The sequence below is a fragment of the Streptomyces coffeae genome, assembly GCF_016741875.1.
GTDB classification, from domain to species: domain Bacteria; phylum Actinomycetota; class Actinomycetes; order Streptomycetales; family Streptomycetaceae; genus Streptomyces; species Streptomyces coffeae.
This window is the reverse complement of the sequence record NZ_JAERRF010000002.1, coordinates 197,256-222,951: the sequence shown is the minus strand read 5'-3', so window position 1 is coordinate 222,951 and position 25,696 is coordinate 197,256. Positions and strand designations below refer to the sequence as shown.

The following is a 25,696-nucleotide window of genomic DNA, read 5'->3' as shown; positions in this document are numbered from 1 at the left end:
GACGCCACAGCGTCAGGGGCAGCCCTGTGCCGAGCCAAAGCCCTTCGACTACGCCTTCGCCTCTTCACGGACGGGCGGCGTCCAACGCCCGGCGGCGATCTCCGCGTCCAGCCGCGCCTGGAAGTGCGCGTGCGCGGCTCTCATCTCCGCTTCACGATCCGCCTTGTAGAAGGGGCCCCGGTAACCATCCGGGGGTGGGGTGCGCTCCGGGTCTTCCAGGTGGGCGAGGAGATCGAGGTAGTCCTGCTTGGTCTGGCCGTGCCCGTACGTGTTGAAGTCGGCGGCGATCTTACGGCCGTTGGCGTCGAAGTAGGTCGCCGATTCGTAAGCGTACAACTGCGGGTAGCGCGACTTGAAGATCGCGACGAGCTGGTCGGCGGTAATCCCGAGCCAGGCGGCGACGAGGGCGTCCAACTCTACGAGTGCGGCGCGGCGCTCATGCTCGGTTCGGAAGGGGGTGTTGTACTCCCAGGTTGGCTTGAGCCCGCTGGCGAGTGGTTTTACGGTAGGCCAGTTGGTGGCCCAATTCTCGTAGCCCGACCAGCGGGAGTCGTAAAGCTCCGTCCATAGGGGAGAGTAGTGGGTTGTTAGAGCGTTCAGGCGGATGGTGCGGAGAAGGAGTGCGGGGGCTAGGGGGTGATTGGGATGGGGGGCAGGCATACTGCGGGCTTCAGTGGTCTGAAGGTGGGGACGGCCCATGATCCGCAGCAGATAGTCCAGAGGGAGTGCCGCCCAGAAACCTGAATTGAGGACTGTAAGCGCATTATCTGCGAAGGCCAGGGACTGCACGGTGTGGACGTGGGCAGGGCCGGGAGGGATGAGGGCGGCGTACAGGCTGCGGCTGTTGGCGAAAGGGATCATGGCTCGCCAGGCCAGACGGAAGAACGCGGTAAAAGGCTTTCCTAGCCAGGAGTTCTGGGCCGCCCGGTAGGTTGCTTCATCGGAGGCCCGTACGTAGTTGGTCATGGGGACGCACGTCTCAGGCAGCTCTGTGGGTGAGAGCAGGTCCCAGTCCCTGTTATTGCGGCAGGGGATCCTCGGCTCCTTCGAAAAGGGGAGAGCCAATGCGAAGTGCGGTCCTTGAAGGATGACATCAGAGAGTTCGGGGGCGTTCTGAGTGTCCCAGCGAATTAGTCCGTCCTTCTTGGCGGCTCCTTCGTCAAACCCTGTTGTGATCAGGGGATCGAAATCAGCTAGACTGCTGGTATGGGCTGCGAGGGCCTCGACTGCGCCTTGCTCGCTGGCGAGAACTGGATACAGTAGAGGAGTTTCAGCTACTTCGCCTGTCGATCCCCGCAAAGCCTGCCAACTGGTCAGCAGTGCAGTGTTTACATGCACAACGCGCTCTCGGTGTGGCCGAACGTCCCACGAACCGTTGTGCTTGATAGCGGGTGCTGTGCCGTGTCCATCATGGGTCAGTGAATCGGGCAATACTTCGGCACCACGGAGTTCGCTGACATGCAGGAAGTCGGGCTCCCGGGAAGTGCCGTAAATGTGCATCCCGAATTCCCAGGATCGGTGCAGGTCTTCGAAGGCCCAGTTCGCCGAGTTCACAAAGTGTGCGTGAACGCGGAGATGTCGGTATGCGGCGGCGCGAATGGCGCCTTCGCGAACGCCGCCGAAATGTGTGTCCGGATGGATCAAGCCTGCGCTGCCGCGCGGTGCGATGTGCTGCCACACCTGAGTCATGAAGGCCCGATACAGATCACTCTTAGTCCCCACAAGCAGTGGGTAGGCGACCGGACTGCTAAGTGCGGCTGCGATCCCAGTGTTTGCGGCCAACTCACTGAGGAAGTATGTCTTGTTGTTGCTGGTAGCGCTCAGTACCTCCTCCTTGCGCAGGCGCCACTCCTCCACACTCGGCTTTTCAGCCAGCATGAACCACGGCTCCCGCTCCGCGAGTACTTGGTCCTCATGCCACTGCGGCCGCACCCAAGGAGGATTCCCCACCTGCAAGTCAAACCCACCCCGCGCAAACACCTGCGCGAACTCCAGCTCCCAGTGGAAGAAGCCCTGCGCCTTCGCGACATCCTTCGCGACCGCCGTCCACGGGAACCGGATCTCCAGCCATTGGAAGCGGTCCATGCCCATCCACTCGGGCAGCTCTTCCTCGTACACGTAGAGGTCATCCAGCGTCTCGAACGTCGAGACAAACGACTCGTCCGGCACGTCCTGCGTGCCCAACAGCGCTTCCGCGAAGTCGAGCCAGTCGTCCAGGTTCGTCAAGGGGATGACCGGGCGGCGTTGCCCCTTGACCTGCTCCACGCGGCGGCCCGTGCGGCGGCGGGAGACCGAGTCGCGGGTCAGCGCCATTTGCTTCGGTTCGGCGGCGAAACCGGGAAGGGCGTCTGCCTCCCACGCCATCAGGACCCCAGAGTCTTCCTCAGCAGCCGCAGCCGGACCAGACTCCGCCCCCGCCTCGAACTCCGCCGCCCGTTCCGCCAGTGCCTCCGCCCGCGCGTACTGCTCATGCGTACCGTTCAGCAGCGAAGCGCTCTGCACCGGCCAGAACCACAGCGCGGACCACGTGTCCATGAGCTTCTTGAGCCGCCAGTACGGGGTGTCCTCCGCGTGCAGGTCTGTCAGCACCTTCTCCCGCTGCACCGCGACCTCCGGCCTCCGCAGCCAGTCGTCCTCCGCGCCCCACACCCCGATCCGTCGCGAGATCTCCCGCTCGGACAGCTCCAGTCGCCGCACCACCAGTCCCCACAGGTACTCGGCCCGCCGGGCCAAACCCTGGAGACGGGTCGTCTGCTTCGCCGTCGGCGACTTCGTGATCGCTTTCCGCCACGCGCCCAGCGCCTTCGCCGCCTCCGGGGCGAGCGCCTTCGCCTCCTTCTCGGCCGCGACAGCGCCCCACTCCTTCGCCGGAAGCAGGAAGTGATGCACCGCCCCCTCCGGCAACGGCTCACCCCCCAACGCCTCCGCCAGCGGGAAGCGCTCCGGGGTAGCCCCCAGCCAGCCGCCCTTCTTCAACCGATCGGCCGCGTACACCTCGCGCCGCCCGCCGATCAGCGAGTTGCCGCGCCGCAGGTGCAGGCCGAACCAGGGGGCCTCCATGCCGGGATGCATGGTGTTGAGCCACAGGGAGACCTCGGCCAGCTCCACGGCCGTCTCGTTGAGGTCGACGCCGTACGAGTTGTGCAGGGCGATGTACGCCTTGACCTTCTGCAACTCGACGGCGTACTGGTCGGTGTCGATCGACCGCCCCAACTCGCCCTGCCGCCGCCGCAGATACTCGGTCGCGACCTGGTTGATCGCCTCGTTGAGGAACGCGCCGGAGCCGAGCGCCGGCTCGCAGATCCGCCAGTCCAGCAGCTCGCGCGCCTCCGTGTCCCTGCCGTCCTGGTCCAGCCGGTGCTGGAGGGCGAGCTGCACGGTGACCTTGGTCAGCGACTCGGGCGTGTAGAACGACGCCGAGGTCTGCCGGTCGCGGCCCGACAGCCGGTACACGAACGAGCCCGGCGCGTGCCGGGCCCGCAGCACCTCGCCCGTGTCCCGGTCGCGGCGGGTGACGAAGACCGGATCCGGGTACTCGTCGATCTTCGACTTGGGCACCAGCCAGGAGCCGTCCTTCGGGTCGCCGCCCTTGGCGACCTCGTACAGCTCCTCGCCCGCGATGAAGCCGCTGTACGACATCAGGCCCTCGTACACCGCGCCCAGCTGGTTGATGCCGAGCTGGGCGTAGGAGATGAAGCCGCCGCGCTCGCCCTTCTTCCCCTGCGTGATCATCAGGCGGTGCAGCACCTCGTACAGCGTGGCGTTGCGCAGCCGTGTGTCGAGGTAGCGGACGGACTCGCCCCGGGCGAGGGCCTCGTCGGAGTCGTGGCGCGGGTCGGGGAGGGTGTCGGCGCCGATCAGGCGGATCGACTCCGGCTCGAACAGCTTGCTGTGCAGCGGCTCGAAGCGCAGGCCGATGTCCTCGCTGGTCTTCGCGCCCACCGGATCCGCCTCCACGCCGTGGGTGCGGCGCGGGCGATAGCCGTCCTGCACCTTGCGGAAGAGCAGGTCCAGGGACTCGTACAGATAGACGCCCTTGCGGGCCTCCTCGCCGACCGGCTGCCGGTCGGCGATCAGCTCACCGAGCCGCCCCAGCCCGTATCCCTGCTGGTATTCCGGGTAGTCGGCGGGCAGGATGCCCAGCTCGGGGCGGGCCTCGGCGTACAGCAGGAACAGGATGCGGTAGAGGTAGCGCAGCGACTCGCGGGTCAACTGTCGGCCCAAATCAGCGAGTTCGCCGATGTCCTCGGGGCGAATGCCCTGGTCGCGCAGCCGGGCCAGTACCTCGTTGGCGATCAGCTCGACGCTCGTCCGCAGCCCGTCGCGCAGCTCGCTGGAGACGCCCACCGCGTGCCTCGTCGACTTGCCGAGGAGCTCGGCGAGAGGATTCTCGCCGCCCTCCTCCGGCGTACGCAGCGAGTCCGCGCCGAACAACCCCGCCACGGTGTCGAGTTCGCCGCCCACCCTGGTGTCGTTGCGCTGCAACGCCGTGTCCAGGGAGACCGCGAGATAGCGGCCCTCGCCCCACACCGCGCGGTCGGCGAGCACGATCACCCCGCCGCCGAGGAGCAGCACATACCGGGGCGGCTCCTCGCAGGCGAACAGGAACGAGGCCAGGTTCGAGCCCGTGGTGAGGGTGGTCGAGCCATCGAGCACGACCTCCTCCAGCAGCCGTCCGCGGCCCTCGGAGTCGAGGGCGGCGTCCGGTTCGGCGGCCCAGCCGCAGTCCAGGGCGACCAGGCCCTTCTCGGCGTGCGCGACCGGGACCTGGTACGTCTGCCGCGCGCGCTCCACCGTGAGGATTCGCGGCTTCGCGTCGTATCCGAGGGCGCGCAGCACCTCGGCGTTGAGGGCCCGCACCCGTTCCCGCCACCCCGGGGCGCCGTACGTCAGCGTGTCGTCGTCGGTGTCGCGTACGGCGACGATGCCGTCCTCGTCCTCGGGGAGGGCGAAGGAGGAGCGGGCCCTGAAGTATGCGCGGCGAAGTTCTCGCAGCCCGGCCCGGGGTGTCACGGGCAGTTCACCGCCGCCGGGAACCGCCGCCTCGGGCTGTCCGGGTTCGGGAGCGCCGCCGGTCCGCGCGGCGGGCTTCGCGGCCTCCTCGCGCTCCTTCCACGCTTGGAGCAGGCCCGACTTGAGGTCCTTGGGCAGCACCTCGGCCAGATAGTGGGCGGAGAAGTAGTCGCCGCGGTTGACCAGGGAGTCGTACGTCATGAGAGCTTCCCTCAGCGGGTCGCGGAGGCACGGGGCCACCAGGCGGCAGGCACGGACAGCGGCGGGGGACCGAGGATGACGGGCGGCGGCTCATCGGGGTCGCGCTTGCGGGCGGGGTCCGGCTTGCGATCGGGGTCCGGAAGGAGCACCGCGAGGATCCGCAGCAGCGGTCGGCCCGTCGTCAGCAGGGAGTCGGCGAGGTCGGCCAGGCGCTCCTTGGCGCGCTCCCCGGCGAGGGTCGGCTGGTGCCAGGTGGCGAGCCGGCGCTTGTACTCCGCGATGGGCTCGCGCAGCGGCTCGTCCCAGGCATCGCGGCGCTCGTCGAGGAACGCCTCCGCCGTGGTCAGGACGTCGGGTAGGGCCTCGCGCAGCGGCCTGGGCTCTCGGTAGTGGCGCTTGTTGGCCATGCTCGGGCCGACCCCGCAACGCCGCAGCAACGACACCATGTCGTCGTCGACCGCACCCCTGCGCGTCACGCCCATCCACTTGACGACGGTGGGCCTGCCGAGCTTGTTCGAGTACACGCCCTGGACGAGGTAGATCGGCTCCGCCACGTTCGCGGTGATCATGGGAGCCTCCTGACGGCCCAGGCGGACGAGGACCTTGTCGGTGAGCCAATCGACTACCGGATGAAGGTCCGTCAGCAGCGAGATCTCCGGCCAGCTGGAGGTGGACGACTCGCGGGCCCGCTGGAGGGAGTGCTCCGCGAGGCGGCGGTTGAAGGTGACGAGAAGCCGCTCGCGCAGCCGCTGCTCGCGGAGGTAGTCCATGGGCAGGGCCTTGAGACGGTGGATGAGGTCCGCGGGCGGCTGGAAGGAGAGCAGCCCCGACTGCGGGTCGCGGTCCAGCTCCAGCCGGTCGTGTGCGTCGGGGTACACCTCGCCCAGCGCCTCGTCCAGGAAGTGCGCGGTCGAGTCGAAGAGGCGGGGGAGGACAGGAGACCCGGTGGCGCGCCCGGACGCCGCTGAAGCCGCGTCCGGCCTGCTCGTACCCGCAGAATCCTCCGGGTTGGCCTGGTCCGTCGGTTCTTCGCCGACCGGTCCGAAGAAGTCGGCGAGGAAGTCGTCCGTGCCCGTGTCCTCCGCATCCGCGCCAGGGCGGCGGGAGTCCAGCGATTCATCCACGGTCTTCCCGCGTAGCAGGTCTTGGATGAGGGACTTCTCCTCGGCCTCCGCCCGGTACAGGCCGGTCACGGCCTCCGCCGTGCCCAGTGAGCGGTGGGCCTGGTCCTCACGGCCCAGCAGCCGCTCGGCGACGACCGTGTCGTCCTTGGCGCCCTCGACCTCACTGGTCAGGATCAGCGCGCGGAACTGCGGCGGCCGGGCCTGCCCGTACCGGTCGATACGGCCGTTGCGCTGCTCGATGCGGATCAGCGACCACGGTACGTCGTAATGCATCAGTTGGTGGCACTGTCGGTGCAGGTTGACGCCCTCGGAGGCCACATCGCCGGTCAGTAGCACCCGCACGGGTGTGTCGGCCAGGCCGAACTCCTCCACGCGGGCCATCTGCTGTTCGTCGGAGAGGCCGCCGTGCATGACGCGGACGCAGTCGCGGGCTGCCCGGCCCTTGAAGCCGAGCGCGGCCGGGAGCACTCCGGCCAGCCACTGGAGGGTCTGGACCCGTTCGGAGAAGACCACGACCCGCGCGTCGGAGGTGGGGCCGACACCGATCTCCTCCTTGAGCTGGTGCACCAGGGCGGAGAACTTCGCCGAATCGGCCTCGGTGAGATCGGCGGCCAGCTCCGACAGCCGTCCCAGGGCGGCCAGTTCGGCGGCCGTGGCCCGCGGATCGTCCTTCTTCTCCAGGGTTGTGATGCGGGCGGAGACAGTGGCCTTCAGCGCCGCGCAGGAGGACAGGAACGACTTCAGCAGCGTGTACGGGAAGAGGGGGACCGAGCTGACCGAGGGGCCGCCGTCGCGGGGCAGCCAGACGGCCGCCAGCTCCTCGAAGATCTTCTCCTCGGCGGGGGTCGCCGGGCAGGGCACCGACCGGGTGCGACCGCGGTCCGCCCACTGGCCCTTCATCTGCTCGCGGACCTCGGGACTGATCTTGGTGCGGCGAATGAACAGGTGCTTGATGTCGTCGGCGCGGTAGTTCTCCGGGTCGCGGATCGCCGCAGGGTCCAGCAGGCCGATCAGTTCGGCGAAGGACCTCGCGTCGCCGTTGTGCGGGGTGGCGGAGGCCAGGATCAGGGCGTCGGTGCGGGGAGCGAGGATCTGCGCCAGCTGGTTGCGCAGGGAGCCGCGGTTGATGAGGTTGTGCGACTCGTCGATGACGACGGCGTCCCAGCGGATCTGCTCCAGGTGGTGCCGGTACTGGTCGGTGTTCTTCAGGGTGTCGATGGAGACGATGACCCGCTTGAAGGAGGTGAAGGGGTTGCGGCCGGCCGGGATCTCCCGCTGGATCCGCTCGATGCCGACCGAGTCCAGCCGCACCAGGGGAATGGAGAACCGTGTCCACAACTCCTGCTGGAACTGCTCCAGCACATGCTGTGGGGTGACGACGAGGATGCGCTCCCCCCGGCCGCGGCGAATCAGCTCGGCGAGCGTCAAGCCGATCTCCAGGGTCTTGCCCAGGCCCACGACGTCGGCGATCAGCAGACGCGGGCGGAGGTTCGCGCCGGACAGGGCCAGCTCGGCGGGGCGCCGCTGGTAGGGCAGCGAGTCCAGCAGGAACGAGTCGGCCAGGGCGAGGCGGCGCTCGGACTGGGGCAGCGCAGTGCGGCGCAACACCGCCTCCAGGAACAGGCGGGAGCGCCGGTAATTCGGCGAGTCGTCCGGGACCAGCCGGGTGTCTCGCGGGTCCAGCAGCTCGATCCGGTCCAGACCCGAGAAGAACACGGCCTCCTGGTCGCGTACGAACTCCGACACCCCGACGACCTCCAGCCGGGTGCCGTCGTCCGTTGTCGGCGCGGAGCTCCTGACCAGCCACTCCTCGTCCCGTACGAGGACCTGGGCACCGGCCGGGTACTGCTCCTGCACCGTCCGGTCCGCTGTGGCGCCGCTGCGCTCCGCACTGGTCTGGACGGCGGTCACCCGTGGCCTCCTGAGGCGGTTCGGTGGTACGTGGGTCGGGCCCTTCAAAGGGCCCGACCAGTATCGCGGGTCAGACAGACGTATGGGTCAGAAGGGCGTACTGGCGGCGTATGCCTCGCGGAGCCGCTGCGCGGTGATGCGGGCCTGAGCGCTGCTCCGTAGTGATCGTCCTTTGGTGGCGCTATGCTCCTTGGACCGGGCGGGAGGCGGTGCCGCGGGGGTGTCGGCAGGCAAGCGCACGAGGCGAGCCGGGGTGGCGGGAGGCACCAAGGGCCGCTGAGGAGGATCGGCTGGGGCGTCGGTCGATTCCGTAAGCGTCTTCGAAGGCCTCCCGGCTCGGGGAACGGCCAATAGCTCGTCCAAGAGGTGCGCCGGAGCCGCTGTGTAGCTGGTGAGCCTGCGCCGCGCCTGGGCGACCTTCAGTCCCTGCGCCTCGATCAGCGCCCGGCATTGCCGTACCACGTCGTTGAGCGGGGGCCGGTCCTGTGCCTGGTGGGCCAGCATCGCCGTCAGCAGCGGCACCAGCTCCTCCGGCGCCTCGGACAGATCCGGAGCGGTCGTGGGATCGACGATCCGGTGGAACAGGACGTGGATGTTGTCGGCCCGGTAGGGGAGGTGGCCCGAGGCGGCGAACAGCAGCACGGCACCCAGCGCGTACACGTCGACCGGGGGAGTCAGCGGCCTCTCGCCGTTCGCCTGCTCGGGCGACATGCAGGATGGGGTGCCGACAACCGTGTTGGGGGAGGTCAGCGACACGCTCGACTCGGCGAACACCGCGAGCCCGAAGTCGATGATCTTCGGGCCGTTGGGGCCGAGGAGCACATTGGCGGGCTTGAGATCGCGGTGCAGCAGACCTTGCTTGTGCACGGTCGCCAGCGCCTCGGCGAGTGTCGCTCCCAGGGAAGCCGTGAGCAGGGCGGGCAGCGGGCCGTGGCTGTCCACGTGCCGGCTCAGATCCAGACCCTCGATGTACTCGGTGGCCAGCCACGGCGGGTCCGCCTCCGCGTCGGCGTCCAACAGGGCGGCGATCCGCGCTCCCCAGACCGTCTTGAGGATTTCCACTTCCTGAGCGAACCTCTGCCGCGCCCCGGAGTCCACGACAGACGGCTTGATCACCTTGACGGCAGCCGGTTCCCCGCCCGGCGACTCCCCTAGGTACACCTGGCCCATGCCGCCGTGCCCGATCCTCCCGAGCAGTTCGTACCCGCCGAGCTCGGCGGGATCCTCGGGACTGAGGGGCGCGATGTGCACGTAAGGGCCTCTCTCTCGGGACGGGGCGTGCAAAGGTCACTGCTCATCGTCACGCTAGACCACTCCCTCAGGATGTGGGTGGCGCAGGCTGTTTCGCCGCTGAGACTCCCCGTGACTCCACGTGCCTTTGCTCTGGATCACCGCACCTACGTGGAGTCACTGCCCCTCAAGGTGATCCGGCGACCTGGACCCGCTCTGCGGCGAGTTGATGCTCAAGGCTTCTCCGCGCGCTGTCGAGCACGGCGAGCATCTGAGTACGAGTCTGCTCGAAGTGGGGCTCGACCTCGACGCCGAGGTCATGTCGCAGGGTGACCCGTAGGAGGTACACGCCATCGGACATCGGGCCGCTGAACCATGCGTTCGCCCTCTCGTACGCCTCGTCGAGGTCGGGGCTGCTCGGCAGCTGCTTGACGACTGAGTACCCGGCTCCGAGTGCCCTGTTGAGCTTTGACGCTACTTCCAGGACATCCTTCGTCAGTGCCATCTGCGCCTGAGAGTACTGGTCGGCCCAGGCTTCCTTGGCGGCGTTGAGAACTGCCGGGTCGATGCTTTCACTGCGTCCGGCTGCTTGGACGGCGTCTCGGGCAGCGACACGGTAAGCGCGAGCCGTGGCGTTCAGATCGGCGTAAAGGTCACGCTTGGCTTGCAGCGCTTGCTCACCGCGCTCCTGCTCCCGCTCACGATCAGCACGCTCGCTTTGCTCCCGGCTGGCGCGCTGGCTGAGCACTGCCCCGCCCAGAGTTCCGCCCAGCGTTCCTCCCACGCTGATGAGTGCGACGGCAAGAGTGGTCACATCCACGAGACCCCCCAATTCGTCCATTCGTCTGCCATCGGGGGCGACTGAAGACGGCACCACAACCAATCAGTCATGCTAATGCTACCCATCCGCAGCGTGTCTCACTGACGGAGGCCGCCCGGCGGATTCTGTTTATAGGCGTGGTGAAGATAGGTCCTGCGCTTGGCACCCCGATTCCGGGTGCGCGCCTGCCGCGCGCGGACCGACTCCTCGCTGGATTCCGTAGCCACCACGACGCTGTGGCCGACGCTCACGCGCCGCTTGACCAATGCGTACAGCTGCTCCCTGGTGGTGCCTACTGTTCCAGCAAGACCGTGCTTGACGAGGTCGATGAACTGAGTGCTGGTGAGATGCCGTTCAACTTGATCGTAGCCGAGGATCCGTGCTGTGCTGTTCGCTTGTTTACCGCGCGTGCAGTCGTCTTCGAGTAGGAGCCGGACGTACGAGACAGGCAGATACATGCCTCGTGCAAGCTCATGGACCGGGCGATTTTCGGCATTCTGTGGCCAATATGCCAGCTTCAGGAAGCAGGGGTCGTTGCCGAGGCGCCACTCGCTCGGCTGCGTCGGAGGACTGCTCAACTTCGCCGTTTCTTCGAGCCGGTCAAGTTGGCGTCTCAGCCGTGTGTCCACATAGATCGAGCGAGTGTCAGGGTTGAGCCGCTTGTACTGGACGAAGACGAAGCTCCTGGTGGGCTCGTGGTAGTAGAGCATGTCTGTTCCCAAACGCGATTCGACCGGCGTGGCGTTGACGTTGACCACCTCAAGCCGCCTTCCTGACGCGTCGTGGAGTACGTGAATGTCGCAGCGAACTGCGGTGCCTTGCTGCCATTCGCTGAACATTCCGAATGCCTCGCCGGCGACGCGGACGTCGTAGTCGATGAGGCTGTGCTCCACGGGCTGTGGAATCAGCCCGGCAGTGTACGGGTCGTCTTCTGACGGCGGCTGTCGCCATGCGGCGAGTGCAGCGAGCGGGAAATCTGCGATGCGAAGCAGGCTTCCTGTTGCGTCGCGCTGCTCCTGCCAGGACTGGTCTGCCGCACTGCTTCCGAAGAGAGGCGGGTCGGCTTGGGCGATCAACCAGTCAAGCAGGGGGCCGAGTCCGGGGCGTGCGGCGCGAAGCGCACTCTCCAGCGATTGCCATACGGCGTTGCTGCAAGCTCCGACCGTGCCTGCCAGTGAAGCATTTTCGAACTCTTGGCGCAGAGGTGCTGGTAAGTCGTGCAGGATGCCGTCAGGGCCGTCGAGCGGAACGACTTCGACGCACTCCCGGAGCGGATCGACGGTGATGCTCTTGTCGACCGCTCCCACAGTGCCATGACGAGCGACGAGGCCTATCCATGCGAGCCACCGAGATCGGTCCCGTCCGTGCTGGGGCGGCCCCTCGCTGATCAAGAGCGCGATGGGTGGACCATCAAGTGCCGCGTTGATATCCAGACTCTTGGGGCGGGACTTGGTCAGCCGCTGCTCAATCCTGAACTTGCCAAGATTGGCGTCGAGTTCGTTCGCGGTCAAGGTCACGATGAAGGCCACACGATGAAGCTTATACAGATATCTGCCGCCTAGTTCTGGCTTGGAATGACTACTCTGGAGTTGGTGGCCCTTCAACGAGGAGCGAGCGCGTGCCGCACAGCGTGATGCGGTCCTCCGGATGGAGGTAAGAACGGAGGGGTCGGGGGCGGCGGGGGCGGTGGCGGTGAGCATGGCATCGATGGCGTACTTGTAGCCGCGCAGGCCGGCATCGGCGAGGAGGGCCGATGCGATGGACTCGGTGACTCGTTCGATGACGGTACGGGCCAGCGTCCATTCAAGGGCTGGGCCGCCTGATCCGTGGGTGAACCGCCTCGACAACGGTAGCCGCACTGGTAATCGCCTCATGTCGTCCGCCAGGGCGAGTGCCAGCCACCCAGTCACCTCACGATCGCCCAGCGGCGGGTTTGGCCAGCCCTTCGCAGTCGAGGACCAGGGCGCCGCCCGGAGTGGCGGAGGGGCGTGTCATACGGCGTCGGCCCGACCCCTCCAGGCCGCTGCTCCTCGCGGGCAAGTTGCAACTGTTCCCGCTCGGCTTGGACGTCTTCCTCGGTAATCGGCCCATGCTTGGCCTCCGAGACTGCTGCCTGGTGCCGCAGCAGCCCCCTGTCCCCTCAAAGAGTGGGGTAGCTGAGCGGGTGGGGACGGGCAGAGGTCGCCAATCACGGATCGACGCCAGTACGAAGACCCCGCTCTCAGCGTCTGGGCTGATGGCGGGGTCTGCTGGCACCTACTTCGAGGTGCCCCCGGCAGGGGACGCAGCACATGGGGACAAACCGAGCCATTGATGGGCGGTGAGCTGGGGATCGAGACGACCGTCCCGGTGAATCGAGCGGGAACGTAGGCGATCGGCGCTTCGGCCGCTGCGGCTGGGGCACCCCCTCGCGACTCCTGCCGCGCCCCGGCAACGTGCTGATGGTCGGCATTCGGGGTGTCTGCCCATGGCCCGTGAGCAGGCCTGAGTCGATGTGCCGACCTTTCCAGTGATCGCCTGCGTTGCCCTCAAAAGGGAGCTACCATCTAAGTAAGATCCAATCTACGTAAGATCGAAACTATGTTTGATGCCCGAGGGGGTGGAGCAGGGATGGAATTCAAGGGCAGGATTGCTGACCTCGACCTGCTGACCAGGCAACTGGGTCTCGTGACCGGGGGCGCGGGATCCACCCGAGGCCAGGCTGTGATCATGACGGGGCGGCGTCGGGTGGGGAAGTCTCGTCTGGTCCAGGAGTTCTGTGACCGGTCCGGCGTTCCGTACGTGGTCTTCCAGGCGACCCGGGGCCGTAACGCCGTCGCTGAGCGGGCAGACTTCTCCGCAGCCCTTGCGCAGTCCCCGCTGCCCGGGGCGGAACTGGTGGCGGGACTGCACGCCGCGGACTGGAACCAGGCGCTGCGGTCCCTGGCGGTCGCGGTGCCGGATGACGTCCCGAGCGTAGCGGTGATCGACGAGGTGCCGTGGCTGGTGGAACAGGACCGAGAGTTCGAAGGGGCGTTGCAGACGGTCTGGGACCGCCACCTGTCCGCCAAGCCGGTTCTGCTGATCCTGGTGGGCAGCGACATGTCGGTGATGGAGGCTCTGCAGTCCTATGGCCGTCCGTTCTTCGGTCGGGCCGCGAAGATGACCGTACGTCCACTGCACCTGGCCGATGTGCAGGCCATGACCTCTCTGGACGCGGCGGAGGCGGTGGACGCGCTGCTGATCACCGGGGGCTTCCCCGAGATCGTCCAGTCGTGGCGGCCCGGGATGGGGCGCGCTGATTTCCTGCGTGAGGCAGTGGCCAACCCCCTCTCACCGCTGCTGGTGGCGGGTGAGCTGTCGCTGCTGGGGGAGTTCCCTGAGGCGTCACACTCGCGGGCGGTACTGGAGGCGGTCGGCAGTGGGGAGCGGACCTTCTCCACCATCGCCGCGCAGGCTGGCGGCGCAGGCGCCCTGCCCTCCGGGACCCTGTCGCCACTGCTGCACACCTTGCAGACCAAGCGCATCCTGGCCACTGACCTCCCGCTTTCCACGAAGCCCGACACCAAGAACAAGCGCTACCGGATCGCCGACCCGTATCTCCGGTTCTGGCTGGCCTTCCTGCAGCGGGGAATCCCGCTCATCGAACGCGGCCGCGGGGATCTCGCCTTGGAGCGCATCGAGCGGTCGTGGACCACCTGGCGAGGGCGTGCGGTCGAGCCGGTCATCCGCGAGTCGCTGCTGCGCCTGCTCCCCGATGACAGGTGGCCTCGGACGGAGGCGATCGGCGGCTGGTGGAACCGGCAGAACAACCCCGAGATCGATCTGATCGGCGCCGACCGCGAACCGGTCGCGGGCGCGGTGCACTTCATTGGGTCCATCAAGTGGCTGGAGTCCCAGCCATTTGGGCGACGCGAGTACGACACCCTGGCCCGGGACATGCTCGCGGTGCCCGGCGCCGAACCGGACTCCCCGCTCGTGGCCATCTCCCGTTGCGGCATCGAGGACGACCTGCCGCTCGCGGCGTACTGGGGACCGGAGGATTTGGTCCGCGCATGGCAGTAACCGGGGGACCGGCGGGCAAGCGACCCGGAGGGCGGATGCCGGGGTCAGCAGGTGGCACGAGAGCGGAGGAGGCCATGGAAGGGTTCACCGAGTCGGCTCTGCGGGCGTTGGCCGGCTCGCGCTCCTTCGAACGGGGGCTCGGCTACCTGGACGCGGTGTCCGGGGTCGAGGTCGATGCCAGCTGGGTCACCGCGAGTGTCCATGGCACGGAGCGGTACGAGGTGGAGCTGACGCTGGACGGGCCAGGTGGGCTGTCCGGAGAGTGTGACTGCCCGTACGGCATGGAGGGCAACTTCTGCAAGCACCTGGTCGCCCTCGGTCTGACCGTGCTCGCCCAGCGAGAGAGCTTGCCGCGGCAGCGGAAGGCGGCCCAGGACCGTGCGCAGGACCTTGACGGGTGGCTGTCCAACCTGTCCAAGGACGAGTTGCTCGCTTTGATGCGGGAACAAGTCGGCGAAGACCGGCAGTTGCGGCGCCGCCTGGAGCTTCGGGCTACGGCGGCCCCGTCTTGATCGACGCCCTGCTCGATGACAAGGACCTTGACGCCGCCTGGCAGGCCGCCACCGACATCGGCGCTGACGACCAACAGTGGCGCACCCTTGCCGACCAGGTCCGCCCCATCCGCCCCGCCGACGCGCTCGGCGTCTACCACCGCCTGGCCGAACCCCTCACGAAGGAGACGGGCAACGCGATCTACGAGCAGCTGGCCAGCCTGCTGCTGAGCATCCGAGACTGCCACCATCGCCTGGACACCCGGGAAGAGTTCACCACCTACCTCACCGCCCTGCGCGCCGGCCAGAAGCGCAAACGCAACCTCATGCGACTCCTCGACCAGCACGGCCTGTGAAGCGCGCCGAAACCCACGCCCGACGATCGGAGCCGGAACTGGTGGGGGGCCGCCATCGCATGGCGCGGACCGCTTGGTGTGTTCTCCGCTCCTGGGGCAGAAGTGGCGACGACGGAGCTTCGATCAGCGGAAGTGACGCCCGGATCGGCAGAAGAACTGGTCGCGTTCTTCCGCCAAGTCGGCGCCGACAGTGGCTCCGCTGTTCGTCACGACCACCCGGGCCCGCGACGCTCCTCTTCCGGTAAACCCAAACCCTGTGCTTCTCAAGCTAGCCCCTGATAGCCTCCTCAGAGCCCTTAAGAAAACCCAAACTGCGTGCTCTGAGCGGTGCTTGCCGTGCGACCTCTACGGTTCCTATGAGTCGGCGAGAAAAAGCGAGCCGAACGCGCTCCGTGGGCACGCCCCATGGGGCGCGGCACATCGCGAGGGTGGGAGTCGGAGATGGAACGGAAGCTGTTGTTCGTGACCGTGGCGGTCTTATTCGCGGTGGTGGTCGCACTGCTGGCCGGGATGCTGGAGAGAACGGGAGGGGCGCGGCTTACGGTGGCCATCCGGACAGGAGCCGCGGCCTTCGCTGCCACCCTGCCGCTTGTCATCCTGATCATGTCCACTGTGGGGGTTGTATGAATGTGAGTGACCGTCAGCCCGTGCGACAGAGGGCGCGAACGCCCGGAGGAAAGAGGGAAGCAGGACAGGACGCGGTGCCGGTTCAGGTCCGGCGGCTGACGCGGAGCATCAGCGGCAGGATGAACGCACAGGACGCCTGCCGCGTTGTCGTCGGCTTGATCTACCTGCGGTGGGCGGCGCGGGACCATCATGCGGCGGCGTTGAGGAGACCGTCGTGGACGTGGCTCGTCGCCCAGACCACCGACCGTTCCTCACCGGTGGGACCTCGCGTTCGAAGCTGCCTGATGCAATGGCTGCCGCACGGTCTCGACCTGGACGATGCCGATGAGGACCCGGGCCTGGCGCCCCGCCTTCCAGCGACTGTCGAGGACCAGCTCCGCCAACTGATCGTGGCCATCGACCGAGCTGAGAGGCCGGCGGAGCTACTTGATCAATGTCTGGCGGATCTGTCCGCCGCTCAGGCTCAGGGCGGGCACTACTTCACGCCCGGGGACATCGTGCGACTGATGGTGGCAGCGGTGGCGCCTCAGGACGGGAACCGAGTCCTCGACCCGGTGTGCGGCTCGGCGGGACTGCTGATCGAGGCCGTACGTCAGGTTCGTGAACAGATCGGCTTTCTCGATGCCAAGTTGTCACTGACAGGGCAGGACCTTCATGCCGGCACCCTGCAGATCGCGCAGATGAACCTCGCCGCGCACGGTGTCACGGCAACGCTTGAACCGCCGATGGACAGCTTGGAGCGACCCGCGCACGCGTCATATGACATCGTGCTCGCCAATCCGCCGTTCAACCTGTCCGCTTGGGGGCCCGACCCCCTGCCCAGGAACGACCCGCGGTGGCCGGATGAAGCTGCTCCACCGCGCGATAGAGCGAATTTTGCCTGGCTGCTGCATATCGCACATGCCCTCGCTCCTCAGGGCAGGGCCGCCGTCCTCATGGCCGACGGTGCTGCCACCGGCATGCGACCGGTCGAGCGAAGAATCCGCGAACATCTTGTTGACTCCGACCTCGTCGAGTGCATCGTGGCGTTGCCACCTGGACTGTTCACCCACACCAAGATCTCCTGCTGCGTCTGGCTGCTGAATCGGGACAAGAGCCCGCACAGGGGCTGGGGGCGGAGGGACCGTCGTGGTCAGGTCCTCTTCATCCATGCCCGAGAGGCGTACGAACTTGTGGGTAAATCCCGGCGGCGGCTACTGGCTCCTGACGGGGTGGAGAAGATCTTGCGCACTCTTGCCGCCTGGAGAGGGACAGCGGCCGATCCCGGAGGGCCGGAAGCCAACTACCAGGATGAACCCGGCTGGTGCCGTTCCAGCTCAGCCCAGGAGATTGCCGACCGTGAGCACGATCTGTTGCCCACGTCATACGCGGGAGTCGAAGCGGTTGAGGAAGGCACCGCGGCGCGACAGCGGGTCGAGCGGCTCACCCGGGAGTTGTACGCGAAGTTCGATGAAGCACACGTACTGGAGCATGACCTGCGACGAGCCTTGGACAGCCTGTGATGCACGACCTCACAACCGTCGTCGCCTCCCTTCCGAGGCGCTCTGGCACCTGGGAGAAGGTGACGGTAGAAGACGCCGCCGACCTGAAGCTCACGTACGGCATCCTCGAAAACGGCCTGCCGGATGACCAAGGGGTCGTCCGCGCAGGTGACATCGGCGGTGGGCGGATCACCACTGAGCAGCCCGGTTGTACCGGCGGAGCCGACCCGAGGAAGACGCGGGCGGCATTGCAGGAGGGCGATCTCGTGGTCGTCCTGGTCCGCCGGGTCGGCGATGCGGCCCTGGTGACCGCGGAGCACCACGGCTGGATCGCGACGCGCTCCGTGGGGATCATCAGATGCAAGGACCCCGGCGTCACCGAGTGGCTGCGCATCTGGCTCAGGACTCCCACCTCCCGGTCCTGGATCGAGCAGCATGTCACCGCACATGTCGAGCCCACCCTGAGTCTCGACGCCCTACGCAAGATGCCGGTGGCCGTGCCACCGCGCGAACAGATGGGCGCGATCCGAGAACTGATCAGTCTGATTGAACGGAAGACCGAGCTCAATCAACAAATCGTCGCCGACGCGGTCGCCCTGGCCGACGCCCATTACGCCATCTTGGCCTCCGAGCGCCTCTGTCGGACCCCGACTACATTCCAAAACGTTGCCCGTGCGAGGACTGGGAAGGCCGCCTCCGCGCCCCTCCCGGACAGCGGAGGCGTGATGGCCCCCCGGGTCGCTCCCGCCCAGCTCTTCAACGCCTCCCCGCCCTACATCGAGGACACCGCTCCCCACGAGCCGGCCGACCCACGCGTCGTGTGCCCCCCGGGGACGCTCCTGATTGCGCCCCGCCCGGACGGCGCTCGCACCGCGGTCACCCTCCTGCCCGCCGTGCCATCCCGAGGGATCCTCGCAGTCACTCCTGCCGAGTCCACGGACCTGTGGTGGCTTCTGCACGAACTCCGATCCCGAAGCACAGATCTGTCGGCTGCGGCTCACGGCAGACATGCCCGTGAGCTCACCAAACGGCGCTTCTCGGCCCTTGATGTCGCCTGGCCGGGCCCCGAGACGCGTCGTCGATTCCACGCGAGGGCGGAGCCCCTGCACCGCAGGGCGCGGGCGGCGCTCGACGAGAACCACACCCTGAAGGTGCTCCTCGACACACTGCTGCGCACCATCCCGTTGCCGGTCCACGAGGAGCCTCCGACCCTCGGCCGAGACTCACCTGCCGTCCGGTCGCCGTCCAGTTCCCCGGCGATTCGGAGCAACATTGCCGACGGCAGCCGAATCAGGACTCGGTACAGAGACTGCGCTCAGACCGGGGCTGACGTGCGCAGCGAGCCTTCCGGCGGCATCCTGGGTCCGCACCGAACGTGAACCGGTCGCGGGTGCGGTGCACTTCATCGGTTCGGTCAAGTGGCTGGAGTCCCAGTCCTTCGGCCGACGCGAGTACGACCCTCTGGCCCGGGACATGCTCGCGGCGCCCGGCGCGGAACCGGACACTCCGCTCGTGGCCGTCTCCCGTTGCGGCATCGAGGGCGGCCTGCCGCCCGCGGCGCACCGGGGACCGGAGGGCAGGTCCGCGCTTGGCTGCAGTCGGGGTGGAGGCGGGCCAACGCTGAGGAACCGTGCCCGGCGTGGCTGACGGCTGCCGGCGGTGTCGCGGGCGCGGTGGAGGTTGTCAGGGTGCGAGGTCGGTCAGGAGATCGTCGAGGACGGTTTCCTCCTCGACGCGTACGCCGAGTTCGTCGAGGGCGGCCCGCAGGTCCGGGTCCCAGGGAGCGGTGGCAGGTGTGCCCGTCAGGGATGGTGCCATGGGGCTTCTGCCGGCGGCGGCGCGGTAGTCGACGGTGGTGTAGCGCCAGGGGCGCCAGGGCACGCGCTGCAGCAAGGCGGCGGCGATGCGTATGCCGCCCCAGTCGAAGTCGCCGTGGTAGAGCAGCTTTGCCCGGTGGGAGTGCAGGTGGCGCAGGAGGGCGAGGGCGGCGGCCGAGGGCTGGCCCTGGAGACAGATCAGGGGCGGGCAGGCAGGGCCGTAGGTATCGGCCGCGGTGGCGAGCACGGTCGGGTTCTCGCAGACGTGGACCACGGGGGGCGTTGTGCGGGGAGGGTTGCGGGTGAGCTGGCGCAGGGTGAGCACGGCGGGTTCCCCGGTGTCGGTGGCCCAGTCGAGCACGGGTGTGCCCCGTAGGCCCAGGGTCAGGACAGTGGAGGACAGGGCGTCCTTGAGGAGGCCCACGGAGGCCCATGCTTCGCGGCGCCACTCGGCTCCGGTGCCGTCGGGGAAGCCGGTCAGGGCGCGGATGCCGGAGTGGACGAGGGTGGCGAGCGGGGTGCCGTCGTCGAGGGCGTGGGCATCGCCGAGGGTGCGGGCGGCGAAGGCCGGGAGGGAGACGGCCGGGTCCGTGGGCAGGCTCCGCAGCGCCGTCGCGGTGGAGGTGAGCAGCGCCCGGGCGGTCTCCGGGCCGCGTGCGAGGCGGCGGACGAAGCCGCTCACGCGTATGCGCTCGCTCCAGTCGGTCAATTCGGGCCGCTCGGAGCACAAACCGGTGAGCGGGGTGTACGCGTCGTGCCAGGCGTCCGCCTCCCGTCGGCGTGCGTCGCTGAGGAGGGTGACGGGTCCGGTGAGGGCGATGACGGCGGCGGCGAGGCCGTCGGGGCTGACGCCGGAGCGGCACAGGACGGTGTCGACGGCGTCGAGCCGGATGCTCAGCGAGCGCCCGCCGCTGGGGGCTCGGCCCAGCAGGCGCTCGGCGGCGGCCCGCTCGCCGTCGGTGGGCGCGGCCAGGGTGACCGGGCCGGTGAGTGGCTCCGCGCGTTCCATACGGCGGCGTATCCGGTCAAGCAGCCAGGCACAGCCCGGGTCGCCGAGGAGGCGGGTGAGGCGGCCGTGGTCGACGCGCCCGGCGGGGGCGTCGGGTGCGCTCATATGAGGGTCTTCCCTTTCCTCTCCACGGGCGGTCCTGTGTCACTTCTCAGGCCCACAGGGCGTCCTGGCCGGGTGCGGGGTTCTCGGTAGAGGTGGGTTCGGGCGCTCCGGGAGAGTGCGCCGGTGCGGGGACCGTCGCCATGCGGAGGTCGGGTTCGGGGGCCCGTGCCCGCTCGGCGCCGTCCCACTGCCAGCGGGTCACCAGGACCGCGGCGATGTCGTCGACACGGGAGAGCTGGGCGATGGCGATGCCGGGTACTTGCGGGTAGCAGGCCCATTCACGCTCGCTGGTCATCACCACGTCCAGGTCGAAGGCGTGGAGCAGGCCCAGACACTTGGCGCGGGAGTCGTCGTCGACGCCGGCGAAGGCTTCGTCCAGGGTGACCAGGCGCGGGGCGTGTGGAGCGGCGGTGGCGTAGTGAGCGGAGGCGGCGGCGAACAGGGGCACGGAGACGGCCAGCACGCGTTCGCCGCCGGAGGCGGGCCCGGTGGCGGGCACCCAGGCGCCGTGCTGGTGGCGTTCGATGCCGAATTCGTGCCAGGCGCGGTAGTCGAGCGCGGTGGTGAGCACTTCCAGCCAGCTGCCTGTGGTGTTTTCGGCCTGTGCGCGGGCGATCTGGGTTTGCAGGAACTCGCCGACCGCCGCCCGGTCCTCGGCCGCCCAGGCGTCGGCGGACTGGCGCAGCCGTGCCCGCGCCTGCGCCAGTCCGGCTGGTGCCTTGCGGGAGGGCCGCCAGATCAGGCGCAGCTTCATGCCGGTGGAGGTGGGCCGCTGCTCAAGTTCGGTGTTCATGGCGTGTACCTGGCGCTCAGCGGTGCCGATCAGCTCCTGCAGGGTGCCGGCGACCTCGGTCAGCAGGTGGGTTTCCAGGATTTCGCGTTCGTGCGCCGACAGTATGCGGGTCAGCTCCTGGACCTCGGTGGCCAGGGCCCCGGCCAGTTCGGGCACGGCCCGCTCGCGGCCCTGGTAGACGAGGTCGACGATCATCCCGTCCTCGGTCATGCGCGCTGTGGCGCTGTGGCCGCCTCGGGAGAGGACGTCCTGGAGCTTCTTGTACTCCTCGCTGAGCCGCTTCTGTACGCGTTCCCAGGCGCCGTCGGAGTCGTCCGTGCCGGACAGTGCCGCCTCGATCGCCCGGGCGAGCGCGATCGCCGGGGTGGCGGCCCAGGAGCCGCCGTCCAGCGGCGGCACGGGAGCCTCGGGCAGGGCGACGGTCAGCAGGCCGTTGGCCGCGTACCGCTGGAGCGCGGCAATGGCCTCGGTGCGCGTGGCCGCCGCTTCATGGACGTCCTTGTCCAACTGCTCGATACGGCCCTCGGCACGACCGGCCCGGCGGTCCGCGGCGGAGTACTCGTGACGGGCCTGCTTCTGGCCCCGCTCGCACATGGCGAGGGCATCCGCGGTTTCGGCCAGACGGCGCTCCAGCTCCGCGACGGCCGTACCGACGGTCGAGCGGAGAGTGGTGTGGTGTTCGTCCGCGGCGGCGGCGAGCCGGGCCGCCTCGGCCGTACGCTGGTCCAGTTCGGCCACCCGTTCCCCGGTCCGGCCGGCTTCCGCCTGCTCGTCGGCGACAGCGCGACGCGCCTCGGCCCGGTCGCGCAGGGCCGGCCACAGGCCGGCGAGGGCGGCCGTGTGGTCGGCCAGGGCTTGGCGGACGGCCGTGAGGGTCGGCCGGTCGGCGGGCAGGTTCACGGCGTCGGCCGTCTCGGTCAGTGCGGTGGCCGCTTCGGCCTCGCGGCGGGCTGCCTCGGTGAGTTCGGCCGCGCGTTCCTTCTGGCGGGTGCGAGCCCGGTGGGCGGCGTCCGCCGCCGCGGCGGCCACCGCGTGGGCGTGGTGCAGGGGGGCGTCGTCGGGGACGGTGGCCAGTTCGGTGTCCAGGGTGCGCCGGCGCGCGGCCACCGTGGCGCTTTCGGCTTCACGGCGTGCCGTGCTGTCGGCCAGGGCGTCCAGTTCGCCGCGCAGGGTGGCGATCCGGGCGCGGCGTGCCTCCTCGCGGGCGCCTTCGCCCACGTACACGGCCGCTTCCTTCGACCAGCTGCCGGTCAGCGCGCCGATGCGGAAGCGACCGTCCGCCGCCACCCACGTGCCGGGTGCACCGGTGTCCCCGAGGCCGATGGCCGCCAGGAGGGCGGACACGGCCGCTTCACCGACCTGCGTGGCCCGGGGATCGCCGTGGTCGACGGCGGGCCGCAACGCGTCGGCGAGCACGGACCCTGCCCACGACGCATGCGAAGGCAGCGGGGACAGCAGCACGTCGTGCCCGCTCGCCTCCAGGATGGTGCCGTCCGGGCACACCCACGCGTCCAGGAGCCCGGACGCCTCCAACGCGGCCTCCAGCCCTGCCCGTTCGTCCGGAGTGACATGGTCGTGGAAGTCGACCAGCCTCCACAGAGGCGCTCCGGGGGTCCGGTCGCGCAGGCCCGGGGTGCGGGTGTGGGGTGCCTCCGGTCCGTGCTGGCCACCGGCCTCCAGCTCCGACAGCTCCCTTTCGGCCGCGGTGCGCCGCTCGGCCAGTTCGGCCAGCCGCTGGCTGAGTGCGGCGGCCTGGTCGGCCAGGTCCGCGGCCTGCTCGCGGTGGGCTGCCGCGGTCTGCTCCCGGGCGGGGCTGGGGCCGTGCAGGTGCGTGCCCCAGTCGTGCAGAGCGTCCAGGAGCCCCGTCGGGTCGGGAAGGTCCAGTTCCGTGCACCGGTCGAGGTGTTCGCGTACGGCACCCACCAGGTTTTGGCCTGCCTGTGCGGCGGACGCCTCAGCCTGGGCCTGGCGTTCGGCGGTGTGGGCGGCCTCGGTCTGGGCCTCGTCCAGGCGGCGGGCGGCGGCCCGCCGTTCGCCGGCGGCCTGTTCGGCTTGCGCGGCCAGCTCCTCGACGTGGTCGAGGGTGCGCCTCCTGCGTTCCACCGACTCCTTGGCCGCGTGGCGCAGTTCCGCCTCCGGGACCGCGTCGTGGGGCCCCAGCACGTCGTCGAGCCGGGCCGCTCGGGCCGTCTCCCGTGCCTGGCGCAGCGTGTTCCCGATCTGCTGCTCGGCCGCTGCCAGTCGCCCTTCGGCGCTCGTCAGGCGGCCGAGGGCGCGGGAGTTCGCCTGGGCGGCCTGGTCCCGGTCCGCCTCCGCACGGGCCCGCTCGTCGGCGGTGCGCCGCGCATCGGCCGCCGCCTGCTCCAGCTCCCGGGCGCTGCGCATCTCCGGACCCGCGCGCAGCGCGGCGTCCTGGGCCGTCAGCCGCACGGCCGTCTCCTCCAGCCGGGCGATCCGCTCCGCGGCCTCCGCCCGTTGCCGCTCGGCCTCCTCCCGCTCGGTCCGCGCCTGGGACAGGTCACGGTGCAGCTGTTCGTAGCGGGCGTGTTCACTGCGCGGCAGCCGGGCCCGTCGGCGGGTGGCCACGCGGGCGTAGCGGCGGTAGTGGTCGAGGAAGGCGGAGGCGGCTCGTTCGGCCTCACTGGCCGCTCGCAGTTCCTCCTTTTCCTCGTCCAGGGAGCGGAACGCCTCGGCCACATCGGCGATCACGGCCTGGTCCATGGGCGGCAGCGCCTCGGTCAGCGCGCGGGACAGCGCCGTCTCATTGGGGCGCTTGGACAGCTGGGGCTGGCGCAGCTGGATGAGCAGGTCGACCAGGGCGGCGTAGCGCCGCTCGCCAAGCCCGAACAGCGCCTCGTCGACCGCCCTGCGGTACGCCTTCGCCTGGTCGTGGACCATGCCGCGTCCGGCGACGGCCTCGGCCAGGCGATCCCGCGACAGCGCGGTGCCGGTGGCGTCGAGCAGGGTCAGCTCCTCGCCCACGCGCTGGTCGGTGACCGCGTACCAGTGGCGGGCGATACCGCGGCCCGTTACCGCTTTCAGCCCGCACAGCAGCGTGCGGAAGTGCGCCCGGTCCGAGTCCTTGTCACGGCGGCCGAATTCGATCCAGGTGTAGCCGAGCCGCTCCGGGTGCGGGTGCCGGCCGCCGAGCAGCAGGTTCCACTCCATGCGCTTGCCCGGGTCCGCGTCGGGTTCCACCCGGCGGGCGGACAGGTCGCCGTCCAGGAGGAAGGGCAGGGTCAGGGCGAGCACCTTGGACTTGCCGGTGCCGTTGTTGCCGCGCAGCAGCAGGCGGCCGTCGTGGAACCAGAACTCCTCTGTGTCGTAGTAGAAGAGGTCGACCAGGCCGAGGCGCAGCGGCTGCCACCGGCCGGGTGTCGGGTCGGGCAGGGCGGTCACGACTGCGGTGCCTTTCGCTTGGGGGCGCGGGGTGTGCAAGGAGCACGGGGTGTGCGGGAGGATGCTTGTCCCGGTTCCGTCACGACGGTCTCGCCGACCGCGTACCGCGCGAGCGCAGGCAGCGGGACGATGCCCTTCGGGGTGGAGGCGACCAGGCCGAGCGCGGTGAGCCTCTCCAGCGCCTGGCCGACCAGCTCCGCCTCCGCGCCGGGCTGCTTGGCGCTCTTCGACCAGAACGCACCGTGTTCTGCGGCCATCTCCTGAACCCTGCGTTCGAGGTCGCCGCTGCTCGCCTCGCCACCCATGGCCGCCAGGTGTTCGGCGAGCAACAGGGTGACGTGCCCGTGCGTGCCCTGCTCCGGCATCCGTACGTCGGTCAGGTCGTCGTGCGGATCGACCATGGCGATACCCTCGGCCCGCACTTCGGGAACCAGGCCGGTCAGTTCGGTGATGCGGGCGGTGAGGAAGGCGCGCTGGCGGGTCAGGTAGGCGAGTTCCTCGTCGGTCAGCTCCTCGTAGTACAGCACCGGGTCGTCCAGCAGCCTCCGGGTCAGCCGCTGGCGGATCGCGCGGAAGCGGAGCTCGTCGCTGTCCAGCGCGCTCTCGGCGGTCAGCTCGGCCAGCCGGTCCTCGAAGTCCTCGGTGATGATCGTCGAGGGGCCCCGGCGGGCGGCCAGCAGCCCGGCCAGGACGCGCCGCTGCACGTCGTAGAGCACGTCGCCGCTACCGCTGACGTATGCCTCCTCCTCGCCGGCCACCCGCCGCAGCACCCCGTAGCGCAGCAGCAGCCGCACCACTGCCGCCAGGTCCAGGCGTTCGTCACGGCGCTCCATGGTGAACTCCACCCCGGCGGCGGCCAGGTGGGGATCGGCGGCGTCCAGCACCACCTGCTCGGCGAGGCGGCCCAGGGCAATCTGCGCCTCACCCCGCTCCAGCGCGGCCAGCGCCAGACACAGCAGCACATACCGGCGGCGCGTGAACGCGGCGCGGCCACGGGACGCCTCGCGCGCCGGATGGGTGGGATCGGCCAAAGTGCCGGGCGTCCGGGCCAGCCGGGCGGCCTCCGCGTCCACCCGCAGCGACCAGCCGGTGTTGCGGTCGAACCAGTCGCGTAGCTCCGAGGCGTGCTGCCGCACCAGCCGGAACTCATCCGCGTGCGGGCCCTGCGCCAGCAACAGCGGCTCCTTCAACAACGTCCGCGCCGCTTTGTGCACCTCGGCCGATCGCCGGCCGTCCAGTACCTCGCCCAGGGGCGTGGTCATAGCTCCCCCCTCA

14 protein-coding genes and 1 pseudogene are annotated in these 25,696 nt (G+C 69.2%); 6 read left to right on the top strand and 9 right to left on the bottom strand.

Annotated features, from left to right (window positions below; all coding sequences use genetic code 11):
* Window positions 1–48: 48 nt before the first annotated feature.
* The 6 genes and pseudogenes from JK363_RS03290 to JK363_RS42085 all read right to left on the bottom strand — a co-directional run bounded on the left by JK363_RS03290 (window position 49) and on the right by JK363_RS42085 (window position 12,294).
* Window positions 49–5,214: an Eco57I restriction-modification methylase domain-containing protein gene (locus tag JK363_RS03290; protein ID WP_201871244.1), complete on the bottom strand. Its 5,166-nt coding sequence runs from the start codon at window positions 5,212–5,214 to the stop codon at window positions 49–51.
* An 11-nt stretch (window positions 5,215–5,225) separates the two neighbouring features.
* Window positions 5,226–8,249, bottom strand: coding sequence for a DEAD/DEAH box helicase (locus JK363_RS03285; RefSeq protein ID WP_201871243.1), 3,024 nt, complete (start codon window positions 8,247–8,249; stop codon window positions 5,226–5,228).
* 87 nt (window positions 8,250–8,336) lie between these two features.
* Window positions 8,337–9,500 (bottom strand): serine/threonine-protein kinase, encoded by a 1,164-nt coding sequence (locus JK363_RS03280; RefSeq protein WP_201871242.1) that lies wholly within the window; start codon window positions 9,498–9,500, stop codon window positions 8,337–8,339.
* Between the two features lie 166 nt (window positions 9,501–9,666).
* Complete coding sequence (locus JK363_RS03275; RefSeq protein ID WP_307821581.1) at window positions 9,667–10,299, bottom strand: hypothetical protein; 633 nt, start codon at window positions 10,297–10,299, stop codon at window positions 9,667–9,669.
* Between the two features lie 98 nt (window positions 10,300–10,397).
* Window positions 10,398–11,828 carry a hypothetical protein gene (locus tag JK363_RS03270; RefSeq protein ID WP_201871240.1) on the bottom strand — a complete coding sequence of 477 codons (1,431 nt, stop codon included), beginning with the start codon at window positions 11,826–11,828 and terminating at the stop codon, window positions 10,398–10,400.
* Window positions 11,829–11,877: 49 nt separating this feature from the next.
* Window positions 11,878–12,294 (bottom strand): annotated as a pseudogene (locus tag JK363_RS42085) (DNA-binding protein).
* A gap of 615 nt (window positions 12,295–12,909) precedes the next feature.
* On the opposite strand from JK363_RS42085, the gene JK363_RS03265 reads away from it, so the two are divergent.
* The 6 genes from JK363_RS03265 (at window position 12,910) to JK363_RS03245 (ending at window position 18,677) form a co-directional block, all read left to right on the top strand.
* The gene (locus tag JK363_RS03265; protein ID WP_201871239.1) at window positions 12,910–14,343 is read left to right on the top strand and encodes an ATP-binding protein; all 1,434 of its coding nucleotides are present in this window, start codon (window positions 12,910–12,912) and stop codon (window positions 14,341–14,343) included.
* A gap of 74 nt (window positions 14,344–14,417) precedes the next feature.
* Complete coding sequence (locus JK363_RS45005; protein ID WP_443726297.1) at window positions 14,418–14,855, top strand: SWIM zinc finger family protein; 438 nt, start codon at window positions 14,418–14,420, stop codon at window positions 14,853–14,855.
* The gene (locus JK363_RS45000; RefSeq protein WP_443726296.1) at window positions 14,852–15,190 is read left to right on the top strand and encodes a hypothetical protein; all 339 of its coding nucleotides are present in this window, start codon (window positions 14,852–14,854) and stop codon (window positions 15,188–15,190) included. The genes JK363_RS45005 and JK363_RS45000 overlap by 4 nt, the downstream gene beginning before the upstream one ends.
* Before the next feature lie 441 nt (window positions 15,191–15,631).
* Window positions 15,632–15,817, top strand: a complete 186-nt coding sequence (locus JK363_RS03255) for a hypothetical protein (protein ID WP_201871238.1) — start codon at window positions 15,632–15,634, stop codon at window positions 15,815–15,817.
* A gap of 119 nt (window positions 15,818–15,936) precedes the next feature.
* Window positions 15,937–17,319, top strand: coding sequence for an N-6 DNA methylase (locus JK363_RS03250; protein WP_236075525.1), 1,383 nt, complete (start codon window positions 15,937–15,939; stop codon window positions 17,317–17,319).
* Between the two features lie 59 nt (window positions 17,320–17,378).
* On the top strand, window positions 17,379–18,677 hold the full coding sequence (locus JK363_RS03245) for a restriction endonuclease subunit S domain-containing protein (RefSeq protein ID WP_201871236.1): 1,299 nt from the start codon (window positions 17,379–17,381) through the stop codon (window positions 18,675–18,677).
* A 304-nt stretch (window positions 18,678–18,981) separates the two neighbouring features.
* Here the strand turns inward: JK363_RS03245 and JK363_RS03240 are convergent, their stop codons facing one another.
* Genes JK363_RS03240 through JK363_RS03230 form a run of 3 tightly spaced genes read right to left on the bottom strand, consistent with a single transcriptional unit; the run spans window position 18,982 to window position 25,683 of the window.
* The gene (locus tag JK363_RS03240; RefSeq protein WP_201871235.1) at window positions 18,982–20,229 is read right to left on the bottom strand and encodes a TIGR02679 family protein; all 1,248 of its coding nucleotides are present in this window, start codon (window positions 20,227–20,229) and stop codon (window positions 18,982–18,984) included.
* Between the two features lie 46 nt (window positions 20,230–20,275).
* Complete coding sequence (locus JK363_RS03235) at window positions 20,276–24,421, bottom strand: TIGR02680 family protein (RefSeq protein WP_201871234.1); 4,146 nt, start codon at window positions 24,419–24,421, stop codon at window positions 20,276–20,278.
* A complete protein-coding gene (locus JK363_RS03230; protein ID WP_201871233.1) occupies window positions 24,418–25,683 on the bottom strand; it encodes a TIGR02678 family protein in 1,266 nt (421 codons plus the stop codon). The genes JK363_RS03235 and JK363_RS03230 overlap by 4 nt, the downstream gene beginning before the upstream one ends.
* Between the last annotated feature and the right edge of the window lie 13 nt (window positions 25,684–25,696).